The organism is Paracoccus indicus, assembly GCF_003056335.1.
GTDB lineage: Bacteria > Pseudomonadota > Alphaproteobacteria > Rhodobacterales > Rhodobacteraceae > Paracoccus > Paracoccus indicus.
On record NZ_PYWA01000007.1, the window covers coordinates 1 to 19,061 of the forward strand.

19 protein-coding genes and 1 pseudogene are annotated in these 19,061 nt (G+C 65.7%); 9 read left to right on the forward strand and 11 right to left on the reverse strand.

Going from position 1 to position 19,061, the window contains the following annotated elements:
* The 7 genes and pseudogenes from DDE75_RS12395 to DDE75_RS12425 form a co-directional block, all read left to right on the forward strand.
* Positions 1-228: pseudogene (locus DDE75_RS12395) on the forward strand (transposase); the annotation flags it as partial.
* Positions 229-764: 536 nt separating this feature from the next.
* Positions 765-1,448 (forward strand): haloacid dehalogenase type II, encoded by a 684-nt coding sequence (locus tag DDE75_RS12400; RefSeq protein ID WP_108502897.1) that lies wholly within the window; start codon positions 765-767, stop codon positions 1,446-1,448.
* Between the two features lie 91 nt (positions 1,449-1,539).
* Positions 1,540-3,690 (forward strand): FAD-dependent oxidoreductase, encoded by a 2,151-nt coding sequence (locus tag DDE75_RS12405; RefSeq protein ID WP_108502719.1) that lies wholly within the window; start codon positions 1,540-1,542, stop codon positions 3,688-3,690.
* Entirely contained in the window at positions 3,687-4,310 is a 624-nt protein-coding gene (locus tag DDE75_RS12410) for a CDP-alcohol phosphatidyltransferase family protein (RefSeq protein WP_108502720.1), read from the forward strand. Before DDE75_RS12405 ends, DDE75_RS12410 begins: the two co-directional genes overlap by 4 nt.
* Complete coding sequence (locus DDE75_RS12415) at positions 4,310-5,500, forward strand: ABC transporter substrate-binding protein (RefSeq protein WP_108502721.1); 1,191 nt, start codon at positions 4,310-4,312, stop codon at positions 5,498-5,500. The genes DDE75_RS12410 and DDE75_RS12415 overlap by 1 nt, the downstream gene beginning before the upstream one ends.
* Positions 5,476-7,194, forward strand: a complete 1,719-nt coding sequence (locus DDE75_RS12420; protein ID WP_108502722.1) for an ABC transporter permease — start codon at positions 5,476-5,478, stop codon at positions 7,192-7,194. The genes DDE75_RS12415 and DDE75_RS12420 overlap by 25 nt, the downstream gene beginning before the upstream one ends.
* 3 nt (positions 7,195-7,197) lie before the next feature.
* The gene (locus tag DDE75_RS12425; protein ID WP_108502723.1) at positions 7,198-7,824 is read left to right on the forward strand and encodes an ATP-binding cassette domain-containing protein; all 627 of its coding nucleotides are present in this window, start codon (positions 7,198-7,200) and stop codon (positions 7,822-7,824) included.
* Here DDE75_RS12425 and pobA read toward each other — a convergent pair.
* Complete coding sequence (pobA, locus tag DDE75_RS12430; RefSeq protein WP_108502898.1) at positions 7,821-8,990, reverse strand: 4-hydroxybenzoate 3-monooxygenase; 1,170 nt, start codon at positions 8,988-8,990, stop codon at positions 7,821-7,823. The genes DDE75_RS12425 and pobA overlap by 4 nt on opposite strands.
* Before the next feature lie 96 nt (positions 8,991-9,086).
* Here pobA and DDE75_RS12435 point away from each other — a divergent pair, with 96 nt between their 5' ends.
* Entirely contained in the window at positions 9,087-9,932 is an 846-nt protein-coding gene (locus DDE75_RS12435) for a helix-turn-helix domain-containing protein (protein WP_108502724.1), read from the forward strand.
* On the opposite strand, the gene DDE75_RS12440 is transcribed toward DDE75_RS12435, so the two are convergent.
* The 8 genes from DDE75_RS12440 to pcaD are packed head-to-tail and all read right to left on the reverse strand — an operon-like array spanning position 9,921 to position 15,923.
* Complete coding sequence (locus tag DDE75_RS12440) at positions 9,921-11,246, reverse strand: lyase family protein (protein WP_108502725.1); 1,326 nt, start codon at positions 11,244-11,246, stop codon at positions 9,921-9,923. The two genes, DDE75_RS12435 and DDE75_RS12440, sit on opposite strands and share 12 nt — an antisense overlap.
* Positions 11,243-11,884 carry a 3-oxoacid CoA-transferase subunit B gene (locus DDE75_RS12445; protein ID WP_108502726.1) on the reverse strand — a complete coding sequence of 214 codons (642 nt, stop codon included), beginning with the start codon at positions 11,882-11,884 and terminating at the stop codon, positions 11,243-11,245. The genes DDE75_RS12440 and DDE75_RS12445 overlap by 4 nt, the downstream gene beginning before the upstream one ends.
* Positions 11,884-12,588: a CoA transferase subunit A gene (locus DDE75_RS12450; RefSeq protein ID WP_108502727.1), complete on the reverse strand. Its 705-nt coding sequence runs from the start codon at positions 12,586-12,588 to the stop codon at positions 11,884-11,886. The genes DDE75_RS12445 and DDE75_RS12450 overlap by 1 nt, the downstream gene beginning before the upstream one ends.
* Before the next feature lie 2 nt (positions 12,589-12,590).
* Positions 12,591-13,430 (reverse strand): 3-oxoadipate:acetyl-CoA acetyltransferase, encoded by an 840-nt coding sequence (locus DDE75_RS12455; RefSeq protein ID WP_108502728.1) that lies wholly within the window; start codon positions 13,428-13,430, stop codon positions 12,591-12,593.
* Complete coding sequence (gene pcaG, locus DDE75_RS12460) at positions 13,423-14,034, reverse strand: protocatechuate 3,4-dioxygenase subunit alpha (RefSeq protein ID WP_108502729.1); 612 nt, start codon at positions 14,032-14,034, stop codon at positions 13,423-13,425. The genes DDE75_RS12455 and pcaG overlap by 8 nt, the downstream gene beginning before the upstream one ends.
* Before the next feature lies 1 nt (position 14,035).
* Positions 14,036-14,755: a protocatechuate 3,4-dioxygenase subunit beta gene (pcaH, locus tag DDE75_RS12465; RefSeq protein ID WP_108502730.1), complete on the reverse strand. Its 720-nt coding sequence runs from the start codon at positions 14,753-14,755 to the stop codon at positions 14,036-14,038.
* Positions 14,752-15,144, reverse strand: a complete 393-nt coding sequence (gene pcaC / locus DDE75_RS12470) for a 4-carboxymuconolactone decarboxylase (protein WP_108502731.1) — start codon at positions 15,142-15,144, stop codon at positions 14,752-14,754. The genes pcaH and pcaC overlap by 4 nt, the downstream gene beginning before the upstream one ends.
* Positions 15,141-15,923, reverse strand: a complete 783-nt coding sequence (pcaD, locus tag DDE75_RS12475) for a 3-oxoadipate enol-lactonase (RefSeq protein ID WP_108502732.1) — start codon at positions 15,921-15,923, stop codon at positions 15,141-15,143. The genes pcaC and pcaD overlap by 4 nt, the downstream gene beginning before the upstream one ends.
* Positions 15,924-15,961: 38 nt before the next feature.
* Between pcaD and DDE75_RS12480 the strand changes: the two genes are divergently transcribed.
* Entirely contained in the window at positions 15,962-16,918 is a 957-nt protein-coding gene (locus tag DDE75_RS12480; RefSeq protein ID WP_162799027.1) for a LysR substrate-binding domain-containing protein, read from the forward strand.
* Positions 16,919-16,962: 44 nt separating this feature from the next.
* Here DDE75_RS12480 and DDE75_RS12485 read toward each other — a convergent pair whose 3' ends face one another.
* Together DDE75_RS12485 and DDE75_RS12490 are read right to left on the reverse strand one after the other, a co-directional pair.
* The gene (locus tag DDE75_RS12485; RefSeq protein ID WP_108502734.1) at positions 16,963-18,090 is read right to left on the reverse strand and encodes a glycosyltransferase; all 1,128 of its coding nucleotides are present in this window, start codon (positions 18,088-18,090) and stop codon (positions 16,963-16,965) included.
* Between the two features lie 2 nt (positions 18,091-18,092).
* Positions 18,093-19,061: a glycosyltransferase family 2 protein gene (locus tag DDE75_RS12490; protein WP_108502899.1), complete on the reverse strand. Its 969-nt coding sequence runs from the start codon at positions 19,059-19,061 to the stop codon at positions 18,093-18,095.

A 19,061-nucleotide genomic window follows, 5' to 3' on the forward strand; every position in this document is an offset into this window, starting at 1 on the left:
ATGGAAGCGCGCAACGTTGTGCCGGTCATCCCCATGCGCAAGACCCGCAAGCTCCGTGTCACCGTGGATCGCACCCTCTACAGGCTGCGCAACCTCGTCTAGCGCTGCTTCAACAAGCTGAAGAACGTCCGCCGCGTCGCCACCCGCTACGACAAAACCGCAGAGAGCTTCTTGGGGTTCATCGACATCACCTCGATCCGTCTCTGGCTCCGCCATTTGTCAACATGACCTAAGCCGTCCGGAAACACCGGCGTCCGCGAGGCGCTGACGACAGCGATTGCAGGGGCGAACGTGGCGGTATGATGCCTGACCATTGGCCACTGGCGTAATCCCTGATCGCTGCCGCAAACCGCATAATCCGACTTTGCCATGTGCAAGAGGGCTGTGATATCAGTGTCCCGCTTGCCCACGCACGCGCCATATAGCGATCACGGCATGCTACGCGAGCAATACAAGCGATCACGGCTGATCCCCGCATGAAACGACATCGGATTGCAGCGAAACGGAACAGAAACATGGTATTGCGCCGAGGGTAGCCCGGGGCTTTCTGATCCATTGCAGCGATCAAGGCGCTGCCATCGCAGTTCCTTCAAATGCCGCATTCATTCGTCACGCATCACCCTGGAACGCCTTGGCCACTGGCTGAAGGGCCGACGAACCGCTCTACATGCGTTTGCCCGATGCTGCCCTGTATGACGATCCGGGGAAACCGGGGGGCGTCGGCGCTCGTTCCAAGGGCTGCATGCGTCATGAAAGGCCCGCAGATGTCTCAACGACCGATCCTCGTCTTCGATGTGAACGAAACCCTGCTGGACCTCGACAGCCTTGCACCTTTCTTTACCAGGATTTTTGATGATCCCGCCGCCATGCGGGAATGGTTCGCACAGCTGGTTCTCTATTCGCAGACCCTTTCTTTGACGGGGATCGAGAGCGACTTTGCGCAATTGGCCGCAGGCGTGCTGCGCATGCAGGGCCGCATTCGCGGTCGTGACATCACCGATGCCGATGTGGCCGACCTGTCCGCGGCGATGGGCAGCATGCCCGCCCATCCCGATGCGGCCGAGGCCCTGCAGCAGCTGCAGAAGGCGGGCTTCCGCATGGTTACCCTGACGAATTCGCCCAAGGGCGACGGGCCATCCGCCTTGGATCGATCCGGCCTCGCGACGTTCTTCGAGGCCTCGTTCAGCGTTCAGCCCAGCGGGCGCTTCAAACCTGCGCCGCAAACCTATCGGCTGGTCTGCGATGCCCTGCAGGTCGAACCGCATGACCTGTGCCTTGTGGCATGCCACGTCTGGGATACCATCGGCTTGCAGGCGATGGGCGGAAAGGGTGCGCTGGTCACCCATGGGGTGAACGCCCCCCTGCATGTTCCCGGCGTGCCGATCCCCGATCTGGTGGCACCCGATCTGGCCCATCTGGCACAGGACATCGTCAGGACCTGGGGCTAGGGTGGAATTTCACTATTTCGCATCGCGGCTGTAACATCGGCGGTCCCAGCCGCGAAACGCATCGAAAGCATCCCTTGGACAAGGCCCGCCCATGACCCGCCCCCTGATCTTTGCCCTGCTGGTGCTGGTCGCCATCGCGGCCTTCCTGGCCATTCCGGACCAGTTCACCACATTGGAGGGTCTGCGCGATCAGCTGGATCGGGCGCAGGCATATCGGGCGGACAACCCGATGCTGGTCGCGGGGGCGTTCTTTGCGATCTATGTGGCGGTGGCGGCGTTTTCCCTGCCGCTGGCTGTCTGGATGACGCTTGGTGCCGGGGCGCTTTTCGGGTTCTGGCAGGGGCTGCTGCTGGTGTCCTTCGCATCGACCATCGGGGCCAGCCTGGCGTTTCTGGCCGCGCGCTATCTGTTGCGCGATTGGGTGCGTGACCGCTTTCGCGACCGGTTGGAGCGGATAGAAAGCGGCGTCGAACGCGACGGTGCCTTCTATCTGTTTTCGCTGCGACTGATCCCGGTCCTACCCTTCTTTGCCGTGAACCTGCTGATGGCGCTGACGCCCATCCCGGTGGCGACATTTGCCTGGGTCAGCCAGCTGGGGATGTTGGCGGGGACGGCGGTCTACGTGAACGCGGGCACGCAGCTGGCGGGGCTGGACAGCATCTCGGGCATCCTGTCGCCTGCGGTTCTGGCGTCATTCGCCGCGCTGGCAGCCTTCCCTTGGATCGCACGGGCCGTCATGGCCATCATCCGGCGCCGTCGCGTCTATGCCCGCTGGACGCGGCCAGCCAGGTTCGACCGAAACCTGATCGTCATCGGCGCCGGATCGGCGGGTCTGGTCACCGCCTATATCGCGGCGGCCACCAAGGCCCGCGTGACCCTGGTCGAGGCGGGCGCCATGGGCGGCGATTGCCTGAACACCGGCTGCGTGCCCTCGAAGACGCTGATCGCCAGCGCCCATGTCGCCCATGGCATGCGTGATGCGCAGGCCTATGGCATCGCCCCCGTCAGCCCGCAGGTGGATTTCCGCGCCGTCATGGCCCGTGTTCATGCAGCCATCGCCCGCATCGCCCCCCATGACAGCGTCGAGCGCTATGAAGGCTTGGGCGTCGAGGTCCTGAAGGGCCGCGCCCGGATCGTCGACCCCTTCACCGTCGGCATCGATCTGAACGACGGCGGTACGCAGCAGTTGACCACCCGTGCCATCGTCATCGCGACCGGGGCGCGGCCCACCATGCCGCCCATTCCGGGTTTGGCGGATTGCGGGGCGCTGACCTCGGACACGATGTGGGACGCGCTGTCGGACCGCGACCAGGTTCCGGCGCGCATTGCCATCCTTGGCGGCGGTCCCATCGGCAGCGAGCTGGCACAAGCCTTTGCGCGACTTGGGGCCGAGGTCACCCAGATCGAGGCAGGCGACCGCATCCTGTCCCGCGAAGACCCCGAGGTTTCGGACCTGATCGCCGATGCCTTGCGCGATGATGGCGTGCAGATCCTGACCGGTCACAAGGCGACCGCCGCAGGCCGGGACGACACAGGTCGCTGGTTGCAGGTCGAACACGATGGTCAGACCAGCCGCATCACCGTGGACGAGATCATCGTCGCCGTTGGCCGCACCCCGAACCTGACCGGTCTGGGGCTCGAGGATCTGGGTATCCCGACCCATCGCACCGTGCAGACGAACGATTACCTGCAGACGATCTATCCCAACATCCTGGCGGCGGGGGATGTGGCGGGGCCGTGGCAGTTCACCCATACTGCCAGTCATCAGGCCTATTACGCGGCGGTGAATGCGCTCTTCGGTGACATCAAGGCCAGCAAGGTCGATGCCCGCGTCATCCCCTGGGCCACCTTCACCACCCCCGAGGTCGCCCGTGTCGGCATTTCCGAAACCGAGGCGCGCGATCAGGGGCTGGATGTCACGGTCACGCGCTTCGATCTGGACGGCTCGGATCGTGCCATCGCGGATGGCGCCACGCGCGGCTTCGTCAAGGTGCTGACGCCAAAGGGCAAGGACCGCATCCTTGGCGCGACCATCGTCGGTCCCCATGCGGGTGATCTGATGGCCGAATTCGTGCTGGCCATGAAGCACGGGTTGGGCCTGTCAAAGATCCTCGGCACCATCCATATCTATCCCACCTTGGCCGAGGCCAACAAATCCGTCGCCGGTCAATGGCGCCGCGCCCATGTGAACCCCCGCCTGACCGCCTTGGCCCAACGCTTCCACGACTGGAGACGCGGATGATCGACGCCCTGATCCTGCCCACGCAACGCCGCGCCCTTTCCCCCATCGCCACTTGGCTGGATGCGCGCAACGTTCAGGCCGACCAGCTGACCATCGTCGGCTTTGGTTTCGGACTGGCCGGTTTCGCGGCGGTCGTCATGGGGTGGTGGCTGCCCGCGCTGGCGATGATTGCGCTGAACCGGCTGATGGACGGGCTGGACGGAGCCGTCGCGCGGCTGCAAGGCCCAACCGATCGCGGGGCTTTTCTTGATATCGCGCTGGACTTCATGTTCTATGCGCTGATCCCGCTTGGGTTTGCGCTGAACGACCCGATGAACGCCTTGCCCGCCGCCGTCCTGATCGCGGCCTTCGTGGGCACCGGATCGTCGTTTCTGGCCTTTGCCGCCATCGCCGCCAAGCGCGGCGACAGTGCCGAGGCCTTTCCCGCCAAGGGCATCTACTACCTCGGTGGCCTGACCGAGGGGTTCGAGACGATCGCCCTTTTCGTCATCATCTGCCTGTGGCCCGATGCCTTCGCGCCGCTGGCCTATGTCTTCGCAACCGCCTGCGCGATCACGACCATCCTGCGCTGGCACATGGGGTGGAAGGCATTCGCCCCTCGAACCAAGGAAACCCGCTGATGCGCCACCATCTGACCGCCACCCTTCTTGCCGCCGGAGCTTTGCTGTCTCTGAATACGCCTGCACTGGCCGATTGGGACAAGACGTTGGAGCAGGCGCGCGGCCAGACCGTCTTCTGGAACGCATGGGGCGGGGATCAACGCACCAACGACTTCATCACCTGGGTGGGCGAACAGACGCAGGAACGCTTTGGCGTTTCGGTGCAGCAGGTCAAGCTGTCCGACACCGCCGAGGCCGTGACCCGCGTCCTGTCGGAAAAGGCCGCGGGGAAGGATACCGGCGGGTCGGTCGATCTGATCTGGATCAACGGGCCGAACTTTCTGGCGATGAAGGAACAGGGCCTTTTGGCCGAGCCCTTCCTATCGGACCTGCCGAACGCACAATATCTGGACCTGTCGCCCGATGCACCGGCCATGGTTGATTTCACGGTCCCGACCGAGGGTCGCGAAAGTCCGTGGCGGCTGGCACGCTTCGTCTTCATCCACGACAGCGAACGCGCGCCGAACCCACCTTCGGACATGGAAGGCTTCGTCGATTGGGCGGCGGCACATCCGGGGCGGATGACGCATCCCGACCCATCGAACTTCATGGGGGCGACCTTCCTGAAGCAGGCGCTGGTCGAGATGGCCCCCGATCCCGACGCACTGCAATCGCCCGTCTCGGATCAGGCCTTCGCCACCCAGACCGCGCCCCTGTGGGAATGGTACGATGCACTGCGTCCCAACATGTGGCGCCAGGGGCAGGTCTTTCCCGAGAACGAATCCATCCAGCAGCAACTGCTGAACGATGCCGAGATCGACATCGCCCTGTCCTTCGACCCCGCTTCGGCGGCGGCGGCCATTGAACAGGGTCTGCTGCCCGATACGGCGCGTGTCTTCGTTCCCGAGGGTGGCTCGATCGGCAATATCAGCTTCGTGGCCATCCCTTTCAACGCCGCCCATGCGGCAGGGGCGCAGGTGGTCGCGAACTTCCTGCTGGACCCTGAAAGCCAGGCCCATATGCAGGACATCACCGTGCTGGGGTCCTTCTCGGTGCTTGATCCGGCCAAGCTGCCCGAGGGTGCTTTCGCCGATCTGCCCACCGCGCCTGCCCTGCCGACGCTGCAGGACCTTGGCCCGACCCTGCCCGAGCCGCACGCAAGCTGGATGACACGACTGACCGAAGAATGGGCCGCGCGATATACCAGGTAACACCCCCCGCGACCGACCGCCGGCTGGCACGGATCGTGCTGGCGGCGGTGCTGCTGCTGATCCTGCTGCCGATCCTTGCCGGGGTCTGGCAGACCCTGCGCGCGGCTGCGGGGTGGATGCCCGCCATCGGCGCCACGGATGCGGGGCTCGGTGCCTTCCGCGAGTTGCTGGCCATCCCCGGGCTGGCGCGCGCCACGCTGGTCAGCCTGTGGACGGGGGTGGCGACCACGTTGCTGTCCTTGGCACTGGCGGCGGCCTGCTGCATCCGCTGGCACGACCGGGGTTGGCCCTTGCGCGTCCTGGCACCGGTGCTGGCCGCGCCCCATGCGGCGCTGGCCATCGGGCTGGGGTTTCTGATCGCGCCTTCGGGGTGGTTGGCACGGACCGCGGCACCCTTGGCCGGATGGGACCGCCCGCCCGATATCGGTACGCTCAACGACCCATTCGGGCTGGCGCTGATCCTTGGGCTGACCGCCAAGGAGTTTCCCTTTCTGCTGCTGATGATGCTGGCCGCGCTGAAGCAGATCCCCCTGTCGCGCCACCTGCGCAGCGCCCGCGCCCTGGGCCTGCCCGAGGCGCATATCTGGCTGACCCTGATCGCGCCGCAGCTCTGGCCGTTGATCCGCCTGCCGGTGCTGGTGGTGCTGGCCTATTCGCTGTCGGTCGTCGATGTCGCGATGATCCTGGGGCCCGCGAACCCGCCGACCCTGGCGGTGATGCTGACCCGCCTTTATGGCGATCCGGACCTGATGCGCCTGCTGCCTGCATCGGCGGGCAGCCTGCTGCAACTGGCGCTGGTGATCCTGGCCGGTGCGGGCGTCATGGGCCTGCAGCGTGCCATCCGGCGTCATGGTCCGCATTGGGTGGCGCAGGGAAACCGCTTGCCGGGGCTGACGGTCGCGATGCGGATCGCCGCCATCTGCGGGGGTGCGATGCTGGCGATGACCCTGGCCTCGCTTGCGGTGCTGGCGGTCTGGTCGGTGACGTGGCGCTGGTCCTTTCCCGACATCCTGCCCAAGGCCCTGTCGTGGCGGTTCTGGGCGCGTGCCGGACAGATCGCGGGCGGTCCGCTGATGACGACGCTGATCGTCGCGCTGATCAGCGCCGCACTGGCGCTGGCCGCCGCCATCGCCTGGCTCGAGGCCGAGGACCGCCGCGCCGCCCCCCGCGCGCCTTGGGCCGAGGCGCTGATCTATCTGCCGCTGTTGCTGCCGCAGATCGCCTTCCTCTATGGGCTGAATATCGCGGCCCTTGGCGCGGGGCTGCCACAGGGGGTGGCATTGGTGACATGGGGCCATGCGATCTTTGTCTTTCCCTATGTGATGATCGCGCTGTCGGATCCGTGGCGGGCGCTGGACCCGCGCCTGCCCCGCGCGGCGGCGGCGCTTGGGGCGGGACCGTGGCGCATCCTGTGGCGGGTCAAGCTGCCCGTGCTGTTGGTGCCGGTGCTGACCGCATCCGCCATCGGGGTGGCGGTCTCGGTCGCGCAATATCTGCCGACGCTGTTTCTGGGCGCGGGACGCGTCGGCACGCTGACCACCGAGGCGGTGACCCTGTCCTCAGGGTCGGACCGCCGCATCACCGGTGTCGTTGCCAGCCTTCAGGCGCTGCTGCCGATCCTGACCTACGGGCTGGCCTTCGCCCTGCCCGCCATCGTGTTCCGCAACCGCCGCGCCATGCGCGCAGGAAGATGACCCATGCTCGAATTGCGCCGCCTGCAGATCCGTCACGCCAAGGCCTCCCCGCTGTTCGCCCCCCTAGACCTGCGCATCGACCCGGGACAGGTGGGCATCGTCATGGGGCCATCGGGCGTCGGGAAATCGACGCTGCTGGATGCCATCGGCGGCCATCTGGCCCGCGATTTCACGGTTGACGGAGACATTCTGCTGGACGGGTCCCATCTGGCGGGGCAGTCGCCGCAGGCCCGCCGCATCGGCGTCATCTTTCAGGACCCGGTGCTGTTCCCGCACCTGAGCGTCGGGCAGAACCTGTCATTCGGCATTCCACGCGCCATCCGGAACCGACGCGATCTGGTCGAAAAGGCACTGTCGGATGCCGGAATGGCAGGCATGTCGGATCGCGACCCTGCCACCTTGTCGGGCGGGCAGATGGCACGGGTGGCGCTGATGCGCGGCCTGCTGGCCCGACCCCGCGCCCTGCTGCTGGACGAGCCGTTCTCGAAGCTGGATGCCACGCTGCGCTCGGATATCCGCGCCTTCACCTTCGCCCATGTCGCCAAGGCCGGCATCCCCGCCCTGCTGGTCACCCACGACCCGCAGGACGCCGATGCCGCACGGGGTCCAAAGGTGCTTCTGGGCGCCTAGAGCCCCACGCCGGTATAGCTTTCCGAGAAAAGCCGCCGCGCCGTGTCCGATGTCGCCAAGGCCTGCAGTTCGACCTGCTGCATGCGATGGTCGAAGGCATCGTGATCGGGGAAGCGATGCGTCATCTTCGTCACCGACCAGGAAAAGCGCACCGCCCGCCAGACGCGCTGAAGCGCCTGTTCGGAATACCCCTCCAGCCCGCTGTCGTCACCATCGCGGAAATGCGCGATCAGGCCCGCCGACAGCAGTCGAACATCCGACAGCGCAAGGTTCAGGCCCTTGGCACCGGTCGGGGGGACGATATGGGCAGCGTCACCACAAAGGAACAGGTGGCCCCAACGCATCGGCTCGCTGACGAAGCTGCGCAGGGGGGCGATGGATTTCTCGATGCTGGGGCCGGTGATCAGGTCGGCCGCGACATCATCGGGCAGACGGCGGCGGAATTCATCCCAGAAGGCATCGTCGGACCAATCCTCGACCGTATCGCCAAGCGGCACCTGAATGTAATATCGGGACAACATCTGGTGTCGCATCGAGGCAAGCGCAAAGCCGCGCGGGTGGTTGGCATAGATCAGTTCGTCGCGCAGGGGCGGCGTCTCTGACAGGATGCCCAGCCAGCCGAAGGGATAGATGCGTTCGAATTCGCGCCGCACATCCGCGGGGATCGACTGACGGCTGACGCCATGGAAACCGTCGCAGCCGACGATCATGTCGCAATCCAGCCGATGGCTTTTGCCGTGCTGATCGAAGGTCACATGGGGTGCCGCGGCCTTCAGGTCGTGCAGGGCGACGTTCTCGACTTCATGCAGATGGGTCGCACCGATCCGGTCCTGCGCCTCGTAGAGGTCGCGCGTCACCTCGGTCTGGCCGTATACCATCACCTGCTGGCCACAGCTTTCAGTGAAATCGACGTGGATCATCTGCTGATCATCGGTCAGGAAACAGCCGCGATGCGGATGACCTTCCGCATGCATCCGCTGCCCGACGCCGGCCTGTTCCAGCAGATCGACGGTGCCTGCCTCCAGAATGCCGGCGCGCACGCGCCCCAGCACATAGTCGCGGGTCCTGCGTTCCAGAACCACCGTCCGGACACCTGCCCGGTTCAGCAGTTGCGACAGCATCAGCCCCGAAGGCCCTCCGCCGATGATGGCCACCTGTGTCCGCATGATCCCCCCTTTCGCATCCAACCCTTCAGACGATATTGCGATGGGATGAACAGCGTCTGAATGGACGATGCAGGCAAATGATGGCACTATCCGGACATGATGACGCCCCCCATTCCCGCATGGCAGCTTTATGGTGAAAGCTCGCCCTTTCCCGACATTCTGCACATGGAACGCATCCGTGACCGGGCCGCCGGGCTGGACTGGCGGATCGCGGCCCACCGCCATGCGCATCTGGCACAGATCTTCCTGCTGACGGACGGGCATGCGGCGATCAGGCTGGACGGCCAGTCCAACCAACCGCCCCTGCCGCTGATGCTGTTCATCCCGCCGAACATCGTCCACGGCTTCACCTTTTCTGCCGGGACCGAGGGCTGGGTCCTGACCCTGCCCGTCGAAAGCCACCCGATGCTGTTCGCCCCGACCAGCGAGATCGCGCCCCTTGCCACGGTCCCCGTGCTGGGCACCCCGTCCCCTGGGGCGCTAAACCTCGTGACATCGCTGCATTCGGCGTGGCGGGGGAACGCCCCCCTGCGGCGCACGCACTTGCAGGGCCTTCTGGTCCAGATGGTCTGCATGCTGTTGCAGGATCATGCCGCCGACAGCGCCCCCGTTCCACCCGCGCAGACGCGGCTGCTGCGCTTTTCCGAGCTGATCGCCCGCCATCATGCCCAGCATTGGAGCCTTGATCGCTATGCCGCCGAGATGGGGATGTCGCCGCGCAATCTGGGGCGGCTGTGTCGCGCGCAGGCCGGGATGTCGGCACATGCGCTGATCGAAAACCACCTGATGCGCGAGGCGGCGCGCCTGCTGGCCTATACGCGAATGACGGCGCAGGCGATCGCCTATCAGCTGGGCTATCAGGACCCCAGCTATTTCAACCGCCGCTTTCGCAAGGTGATGGGCCTGTCGCCCGGCGCCTATCGCCAGCGACTAGAGGGATGACACCGCCAGCGCGAAATCGCGCGCCTCGGAGGGGGCAACGCCCAGCCCCCGCGCGGCCAGCAGCTGCGGCCAGTCGTGGCCCGGCCATTCGCGCTGCGCCAGATCGGTCAGCTGGACGTCGTCGCGCGGGGCCATCTGGCACATCTGCTTGACCTTGGCTGCAGCCTCGATCCGGTCGATGCCGATCACCTGCACCAGCGCAAAGCTGAGCGCCTCGGCGTGGATGACGCCATTGCCGGTCTGCAGATCGGCCTGCATGGCCTGTGCATCGGGCTGCAAGCGCGACAGCAGATCATCCGTCAGCGACAGCATCCTTCCCGTGCTGATGCACAGCTGCGGCAGGGTCAGCCATTCGGTGAACCACGCCGCGCCGTCGCGCTGTTGGCGGTGCAGCCCCGCGCCGGTCATGGTGGCCGCCAATCCCAGCACCTGCCGCGACAACGCCGCCAGCGCCGCCGCCATCACCGGGTTCTGTTTCTGCGGCATGGTCGAGGACCCGCCGCCCCCGCTGATCGCCACCAGTCCCAGACCCGATTGGGTCATCAGCAGCAGATCCTCGGCCATCTTGCCGAGGCTGGCGGCCAGCGATGCCATCCAACCCGCAAGGGTCGCCATGCCGCTGCGATCGCTGTGCCAGGCATGGCTCGGATCGCGCAGGTTCAACGCCCGCGCCAGTTCGGCCCTGATCTGTGCACCCTGATCGCCCATGGCCGAGAGCGTGCCCGCCGCGCCCGCCAGCGATACCCGCAACACGGCAGCGCGCAGGCGGTCCATGTCCCTCAGGGCTTCAATCAGCGGCCAGCCCCAGCCCGCGACGACCGCGCCGAATGTGGTCGGCGTCGCCAGCTGACCATAGGTTCGCGCGCCCATCTGCAGATCGGCGTGGTCTTGCGCCATCTGCCCAAGGCGGGTCAGCAGGTCGCCAAGCCGCCCCTGCCACAGGTCCAGCACGGGGCGCAGTCGCAGGGCCAGCCCCGTGTCCATGATGTCCTGACTGGTCGCGCCCCAATGCAGATATTGCGCATGATCCGCGGGGATCTGCGCGCGCATGGCCTGCACCAGCGCCGGAACCGGCACGCCGTTCCGGGCCGTGGCCGTGGCAAGCGTGGCTGGGTCGATCTGCATGTCGGCGCAGGCGGCAGAAATTGCCGCCCCCGAGGCTGCGGGGATCAACCCCGCCTGCCCCTGCACTTGCGCCAGTGCGCCTTCGGTTCGGATCATCGCCGACAGCTCGGCCCTGGCGGTGAACTGCGCAGCGGTGGCCTCATCGCCGAACAGTTCGGAATAAAGCGGGCTGTCGGCGGGTCCCGTCATGCGACGATTGTTGCCTGTGTTGCTTGGCGGATCTGGTCTTCGGAGATGCCTTCGGCCAGTTCGACGATCTTCAGGCCGCCGGGCACCACGTCCAAGACGCCGAGATTGGTTATGATGCGGTCCACGACGCCCTTGCCGGTCAGTGGCAGCGTGCATTCGCGCAGGATCTTGCTCTCGCCTGCCTTGTTCTGATGGTCCATGACGACGATCACGCGGCCGACGCCCGCGACCAGATCCATCGCGCCGCCCATGCCCTTGATCAGCTTGCCGGGGATCATCCAGTTGGCCAGATCGCCGTTCTCGGCCACCTCCATTGCGCCAAGGATGGCGGCGGCGATCTTGCCGCCGCGGATCATCCCGAAGCTGGTCGCACTGTCGAAATAGCTGGTGCGGTCCAGTTCCGTGATGGTCTGCTTGCCGGCGTTGATCAGGTCGGGGTCTTCCTCGCCCTCATAGGGGAAGGGGCCCATGCCCAGCATGCCGTTTTCGGATTGCAGGGTGATGTCCTTGTCGCCCACGTAATTGGCCACCAGCGTCGGGATGCCGATCCCGAGGTTGACGTACATGCCGTCCTCCAGCTCCTCGGCCGCGCGGGCGGCCATGCGGTTGCGGTCCCAGCCCTTGGGTGCCTCGGTCATCACGCGTCCTCCTTCTTGCGGGTGGTGCGCTGCTCGATGCGCTTTTCGTGGGTGCCCTGCACGATCCGGTGGACATAGATGCCCGGCAGGTGGATCTGGTCGGGGTCGAGGCTGCCGCGCGGGACGATCTCCTCGACCTCGGCGACGCAGATCTTGCCGCACATGGCGGCGGGCGGGTTGAAGTTGCGGGCGGTCTTGCGGAAGACCAGGTTGCCGGTGTCATCGGCCTTCCAGGCCTTCACGATCGACAGGTCGGCGACGATGCCGCGTTCCAGGATGTGGGTCTGGCCGTCGAAATCCTTGTGCTCCTTGCCCTCGGCGATCATCGTGCCGACGCCGGTCTTGGTATAGAAGCCCGCGATGCCGCTGCCCCCGGCGCGCATGCGTTCGGCCAGGGTGCCTTGGGGGTTGAACTCCAGCTCAAGCTCCTTCGACAGATACTGGCGCATGAATTCTGCGTTCTCGCCGACATAGCTGCTGATCATCTTGCGGATCTGGCGGGTCTGCAGCAGGATCCCCAGCCCGAAGTCGTCGATGCCGCAATTGTTGCTGGCGATGGTCAGATCCTTCGTGCCCGCATCGCGGATCGCCGCGATCAGCAGTTCCGGAATGCCGCAGAGCCCGAAGCCCCCCGCCGCGATGAACATCCCGTCGTGCAAGACACCCTCGAGCGCCTCGGACGCCGTCCCGTAAACCTTCTTCATGCCTACACCTTCGTTTTCAGACCCAAGATGTCGCGCGCCTGCTGCCAGGTCGCGACGGGGCGTTCGTATTTCTCGCACAGTTCGACCGCGCGCCGCACCAATGCCGCATTCGACGGCGCCAGCGTGTCGCGGTCAATGCGGACGTTGTCTTCCAGACCGGTGCGCGCGTGCCCACCCGATGAAATCGCCCATTCGTTCAGCACGATCTGGTTCGGGCCGATACCTGCCGCGCACCAGGGCACATCCTGACCGAAGAGGCGCCTGACCGTGTGGATGTAGTAATTGAAGACATCGCGATCGACCGGCATGGCATTCTTGACGCCCATCACGAACTGCACATAGGGGCGGTTCGGCAGGCGCCCATCCTTGTGCATGATCGCCGCCTGCAGGATGTGAGACAGGTCGAAGGCCTCGATTTCGGGCATCACGCCATGGGCGACCATCTCGGCGGCCAGCCAATCGACCAGCTCGGGGCTGTTCTCATAGACGCGGTTGGGGAAGTTGTTCGACCCCACCGCAAGGGATGCCATGTCCGGCGACAGTCGCAACATGCCCCCGCGGTCGCGCCCTGCCCCGGACCGGCCGCCGGTGGACAGCTGCACGATCATGCCGGGGCAATGCTTCCGCAATCCTTCCAGCAGCAGGGCAAAACGTTCGGGATCGCTGGTGGGCTTACCCGCGTCGTCGCGCACGTGGCAATGGGCGATGGTCGCACCGGACTCGAAGGCCTCTTGCGTGGATTCGATCTGTTCCGCGATGCTGATCGGAACGGCGGGATTGTTTTCCTTGCCGGGCAAGGAGCCGGTGATGGCCACGCAGATGATGCAAGCGTTGTCAGACATCGAGAAACACCGTTTCGTTGTCGCCCTGCAGGCGAATGTCAAAGCGATAGACACCGTCGGCGGTCTTTTCCGCGATCAGCGTCCGGCGGCGATGGTCCTGTTCGACCAGGTTCAGGACCGGATCGGCCGAATTGTCCTCATCCCCGAAATAGAGCCGCGTGTTCAGGCCCAGGTTTATCCCCCGCGCGACCAGCCACAGGTTCAGATGCGGGGCGGCGACGGTCCCGCCCTTCATGGGCACCGGACCCGGCTTGATCGTCTCGATGGCGAAATCGCCGCTGTCGAAATCGGGGATCACGCGGCCGAAACCCCGAAAGCCTGGGGCCGCATCGGCGTGGCGCGGATCGTCGGGGTGGGGATAGATGCCATTGGCGTCGGCCTGCCAGATCTCGATCATCACGTCCTTGACCGCGGCCCCCATGCCGTCGATCACGCGCCCCTCGATCCGGACGCGCGTGCCGGGGGTGTCCTCGGGGGCGATCTGCGTGCCCAATTCGCGACGATAGATGTCGAAACCGGCCGCGGCAGGCGCCAGACCGATATGGACGTAGGGGCCCGCCGTCTGCGAGGGGGTTTCCTTCAGGTATTGCAAGGGTTGCGGCATGTCAGCTCCCCTCGGGCCGGTTTTCGAAGAGGGTCGAGCGGCGCCCCCGCAGCACGATGTCGAACTTGTAGGCCAGATGATCCAAGGGCGCGGCGGCATTCAGGTCCAAGGGCGCGATCAGGGTGTCGATGGCCTTGGGATCGGGGATGGATTTCACAATGGGGCAATGCGCGATCAGCGGGTCGCCCTCGAAATACATCTGGGTGATCAGGCGCTGCGCGAAGGACGTCCCGAAGACCGAGACATGGATATGCGCGGGCCGCCAATTGTTGACCCAGTTGCGCCAAGGATAGGCGCCCGGCTTGATGGTCAGGAAGTGATAGCGCCCCTGAGCATCGGTCAGCGTGCGCCCGCAGCCGCCGAAATTCGGATCGATCGGCGCAAGATAGTGGTCCTTCTTGTGACGATAGCGCCCGCCCGCGTTGGCCTGCCATATCTCGACCAGGGTGTCGGGGACCGGACGCGCATCCTCGTCCAGCACGCGGCCATGGACCAGGATGCGTTCACCGATGGCGTCGCCGGTCTTGGCGTAATTCACGATAAGGTTGTTGTCGATGGCGTCGATATCGCCATGCCCGAAGGTCGGGCCGGTCAATTCGCATACCCCGCCCTGCAGCGACAGCTGCGCCAGCCGGGGCGACCGCGCGACCGAGGTCTTGTAGTCCGGCGTCAGCGCGGGGGGATGCCACCAGCGGTCGCGTTGATAAAGCTCGGTCGTCATCTGGCGTCCTCCTGCGCGGCATCATGCTGGGCGAAAATCTCCTTGGCCAGTTTGATGGCGTGATTGGCGCGGGGCACGCCCGCATAGATGGCGACATGCATCAGCGCCTCGATCACGTCGTCGCGGCTGGCACCGGTGTTCGGGATCGATCGCAGGTGCAGCGCCAACTCGCCGTCATTGCCCAGCCCCGCCAGCAGCGCGATGGTCATCATCGAGCGTTCGCGCAGCGTGATCGTGTCGCGCGCCCAGACATGGCCCCATGCGGCATCGGCGATCAGCGATTGGAAGGGTTCGTCGAAGCCGGTCTTCTGCGCCTCGGCGCGGGCGACATGGTCGCTGCCCAGGACGCGGCGGCGGATCGCCATTCCCTTGTCTCTCAGTTCGGTCATCGGGCGTGCCTTTCCAGAAACGGGGCAATGATCGCGGCATGGGCGGCGGGGGTTTCCACGCAGGGCAGATGTCCCGCGCCCGGAATGATGTCGAAGCTGGCGTCCTTGATCAGCGCGGCGGTCGCCTGCACCAGATCGGGGGGCGAGGCGCCATCCTCGGACCCGGCGATGACGGCGGTGGGCAGGTCCAGCGCGGCGGTGGCCTGCGTCTGATCGGCACCCGCCAGCGCATGGCAGGCCGCGACATAGCCATCGGCCGAGGTGCGGGCCAGCATATTGCGCCACAGCGCCAAATCGGGCGTGGCGCGGAAGTCGGGGCCGAACCAGCGCTGCATGACGCCATCGGCCATCGCGGGCAGCCCGTCGCGGCGCACGGCCTCGATGCGGTCCCGCCAGCTTTCGGCTGTGCCCAACCTGGCGGCGGTGTTCGACAGCACCAATGCGCGGATCAGATCGGGGTGCTGGCTGGCCACGGCCTGGCCGATCAGACCGCCGATGGACAGGCCCACGAAGACCACCGGCGCTTGGGCGACATGGGCAATCAGCGCTGCCACATCATCGACGTGATCCTGAAGCCGGTCGGCCTGCCCCAGATCGGACAGCCCATGCCCCTGCTTGTCATAGCGCAGATAGCGCAACCCCTGCGGCAGCATCGGCAAAAGCGCATCCCACAACCGCAGATCGGTCCCAAGCGAATTGGCGAAGACCACCACCGGCGCATCATCCGGTCCCTCGACACGATAGTGCAGCGCACCATAGGCACGGTTCAAGACTTGCATAAGGGCTCCTCCGGTCCATAACGTAGCATGACGAAAACTTGCCGAATAATGCCGATTACGCCGTGGTTCATGCCCATATGATCATGCATCCTGCCATCAAGCTGCGCCACATCCGCGCCTTTCTGGACATCGCGGCAGCCGGCACGCTGACCGCCGTCGCCCGCGCGCAGGGCATCACCCAACCCGCCCTGTCACGCACCCTGGCCGAACTGGAGGATCTGCTGGGCACCACCCTTTTCCTGCGCGAGAAGCGGCGGCTGATCCTGACCGAGAATGGCGTGCTGTTCCGCCAGCATGCGGCATCGGCCGTGCAGATGTTGCACGCAGGGGTCGAGGCGCTGCATCCGTCGGGGCATGGCGGCAGGTTGCGGGTGGGGGTCTTGCCGACGGCGGCCACCCGGCTGTTCCCGCGCGTGGCCCTGCGCTTTCGTGAAGCGGCCCCCAAGGTCACGCTGGCGGTCGAGACGGGGCCGCATTCCCACCTGGTTCGCCTGCTGCGCGATGGCGGCATCGACCTGATGATCGGGCGAATGCCTGCGGCGAACGACATGGCCGGTCTGAGGTTCGAGCATCTCTACGAAGACCGGATCGCACTGGTCTCGGCTGCGGGGCATCCGATGCGGGGCCGACCGGTGGAAGAGGCGCTGGCCGAATGCCCCCTGATCCTGCCACCTGCGGATGCTTTGATCCGGCGCGCGGTCGACGAATACCTGCTGGCGCGCAATCTGACCTCACTGCAACCGGCCTTCGAAACAGCGGCCCTTGCGGTCGGGCGCGGGATCTTGGCCGGGTCCGATGCATTGTGGTTCATTTCACGCGGCGTGGTCGAGGATGAACTGGACCGTGGCGAGCTGGCGCAATGGTCGACCGACGCGGGCTTTCTGTCGGGCGCAGTCGGCCTGACACGCAGACAGGGCGGTCCCGTTCCGCCGTCGCTGGACCTGCTGGCACGCTTGACGCATGAAACCGTCGCAAGCGGCGATTGGCGCGGATGACCCTGTTTCCGGATACGTCCCAGAGCCTTAACGTCGCGATACGACTATCCCGCGCGCGCAATCTCGGCTGCTGGGGGAAGTTCGATCGCGGCGTAATCGGGGGCGGTTGCGGGGGCATCGCGGTTGGCGATGGCAAGACGATAGAGCGCCTCGTAACGGTCCAGCATCGCATTCATGCCGAACAGACGGACCGCGCGGTCCCTGACCGCGCGGCGCGGAACCTGGATCGCGCGCAGCAGCGCCTTGTCCAGATCCTGCCCGTCCGGCGCGGCATAGCTGCCCGATGGGCCGACGACCTCTGCCACCGCGCCCATGCGAATGGCCGCGACGGGGGTGCCGCAGGCCATCGCCTCCAGCGCGGTCAGTCCGAAGGGTTCGTTCCACTGCGGCGTGAACAGCATGACCGAGGCACGCCCGTATTCCGCCGCCAGTTCGTCCCCCGAAAGATGCCCGCCAAAGCGGATGCTGTCCGACAGCGCAGGCCTGATCCGGCTGTCGAAATAGGCTTGATCCTCGATATTGCCGAAGATGACCAAGGGGACGTCGGCGCGACGGGCCGCCTCGATGGCCAGATGCGTGCCCTTGTTGGGCGTGATGCGTCCGGCCCAGATGGCGTGCCCCTTCCCTTCCGGCGCAAAGGGCCACCTCCGCATGTCGATGCCATTCGGTACCACGTGACAGGACGCAGGCGCGCCATCGGGCCAATATTCCGCCAGATGGGTCCGCGAACAGGCGGTCACCTGATGCCAAGGGGCAACGCTGTCGCGCATCGCCCGCAGCAGCGCGTCGAAAGGCGGCACATGCAATGATGTCACCATCGGCATCCGGTCGCGGCGCGACAGGCGCGGCGGAAAGCGGTGCAACCCGTTATTGTGCACCACGTCAAAGCCCTGGGCGGCGATCCATTGCAATGCCCGGTCATGGCTGTCGTCCAGATAGGCGTTCAACCGTTCGGTCCCATGAAAACGGTGCCACGGCAGATCGGCGTCGTAATGGCGAACCATCAGCGGATGCAGCGCCGTATCAAGGCGACTGTCGCCCGCCGCGATGACGGTGACATCGTGACCCCGCGCCTTCAGCCCATGTGCCAGATGCCAGGCATGCGCCTCCATACCGCCCATGAAGGGGGCGGCGATGGGGTGGCGCGGATGTGCCAGCAGCGCGATCTTCATGGTCACTCGGCGGCGGGCAGCAGCATCGCGGCCTCGGCCTCACGCACGCTGCGGGCGCGTTCGGCGGTCCAGTCGCCACAGGCTTGCAGATGGTCGATGACCCGCCGCGTGTTGGCATAGGGCATATGCGACTGCTGCGCGCAAAGGTCGTAATCCGTCTGGTCGGGCTGGCGCAGGACCACCAACCCCTCGGGGTCGTTACGGATCAACCCCATCAGCTGGAAGGCATAGAGCCAATGCTCCATCGTGCGATGCCCCCATTTCTGGGCAAACAGATCGGCGTTGCGCATCACCGATTCCATGTGGTGCACCGGCGGCATGCAATGCGGGTGATACTGATGGAAGACGCGTCCACCCGCGATCCACCAGATCGGGGTTCCGGCCTCGGACAGGGCGCGGCCGAAATCCGTATCCTCGCCGCCATAGCCGGTGAAACGTTCATCGAAGCGCGGGCTGTTCTGCCAGCAGTCACGGTGCATTGCGAAGTTCAGCGACCAGAAGCAGCGATAATCGTTGCAGGGCGCGATTCCCTTGGCGGGCGGTCCCTGCCGGTCCGAATGCTTGACCGACACTTCGGCGAAATGGTCGAAATTCAGGCCGCCGTCGGTCGCACCCGCGGGCAGATACTGAACCTCGCCCATGAAAAGGCCGGTATTGCCCTGCATCCTATCGACGTAGGAGCTGACGAAATCCGGCGCGGGAATGCAGTCGACATCGACGAACAACAGCACCATGCCCTGCGCGGCGTCGGCCACCGCATTTCGGGCCGCCGCCATGCAGAGGTCGGGGCCCGACATCAGGATCTGGCGGATCGGAAAGTCGGTCTGCGGCAGGTCGGTATATTCGTGGTCCTGCATCACCCCGATGATCAATTCGTCGATAGGGTGATCCTGCAGGGCAAAGCCGCGGATGACGTTCTTCAGATGCTGGTCGCGGCCACCGGCGATGGTCAGTGCGGATACGGTCGTCAT

Bases quoted from the DNA above. Each gene is read 5' to 3' on its own strand.
- pcaC (WP_108502731.1), bottom strand. From the start codon at position 15,144: ATGACCGAACTGAGAGACAAGGGAATGGCGATCCGCCGCCGCGTCCTG.
- DDE75_RS12450 (WP_108502727.1), bottom strand. From the start codon at position 12,588: ATGAAGAAGGTTTACGGGACGGCGTCCGAGGCGCTCGAGGGTGTCTTG.
- DDE75_RS12420 (WP_108502722.1), top strand. From the start codon at position 5,476: ATGGGCCGCGCGATATACCAGGTAACACCCCCCGCGACCGACCGCCGG.
- DDE75_RS12440 (WP_108502725.1), bottom strand. From the start codon at position 11,246: ATGACGGGACCCGCCGACAGCCCGCTTTATTCCGAACTGTTCGGCGAT.
- DDE75_RS12415 (WP_108502721.1), top strand. From the start codon at position 4,310: ATGCGCCACCATCTGACCGCCACCCTTCTTGCCGCCGGAGCTTTGCTG.
- DDE75_RS12485 (WP_108502734.1), bottom strand. From the start codon at position 18,090: ATGAAGATCGCGCTGCTGGCACATCCGCGCCACCCCATCGCCGCCCCC.
- pcaH (WP_108502730.1), bottom strand. From the start codon at position 14,755: ATGACGACCGAGCTTTATCAACGCGACCGCTGGTGGCATCCCCCCGCG.
- pcaD (WP_108502732.1), bottom strand. From the start codon at position 15,923: ATGCAAGTCTTGAACCGTGCCTATGGTGCGCTGCACTATCGTGTCGAG.
- DDE75_RS12405 (WP_108502719.1), top strand. From the start codon at position 1,540: ATGACCCGCCCCCTGATCTTTGCCCTGCTGGTGCTGGTCGCCATCGCG.
- pcaG (WP_108502729.1), bottom strand. From the start codon at position 14,034: ATGCCGCAACCCTTGCAATACCTGAAGGAAACCCCCTCGCAGACGGCG.
- DDE75_RS12425 (WP_108502723.1), top strand. From the start codon at position 7,198: ATGCTCGAATTGCGCCGCCTGCAGATCCGTCACGCCAAGGCCTCCCCG.
- DDE75_RS12400 (WP_108502897.1), top strand. From the start codon at position 765: ATGTCTCAACGACCGATCCTCGTCTTCGATGTGAACGAAACCCTGCTG.
- DDE75_RS12435 (WP_108502724.1), top strand. From the start codon at position 9,087: ATGATGACGCCCCCCATTCCCGCATGGCAGCTTTATGGTGAAAGCTCG.
- DDE75_RS12445 (WP_108502726.1), bottom strand. From the start codon at position 11,884: ATGACCGAGGCACCCAAGGGCTGGGACCGCAACCGCATGGCCGCCCGC.
- DDE75_RS12410 (WP_108502720.1), top strand. From the start codon at position 3,687: ATGATCGACGCCCTGATCCTGCCCACGCAACGCCGCGCCCTTTCCCCC.
- DDE75_RS12455 (WP_108502728.1), bottom strand. From the start codon at position 13,430: ATGTCTGACAACGCTTGCATCATCTGCGTGGCCATCACCGGCTCCTTG.
- DDE75_RS12490 (WP_108502899.1), bottom strand. From the start codon at position 19,061: ATGACGACCGTATCCGCACTGACCATCGCCGGTGGCCGCGACCAGCAT.
- pobA (WP_108502898.1), bottom strand. From the start codon at position 8,990: ATGCGGACACAGGTGGCCATCATCGGCGGAGGGCCTTCGGGGCTGATG.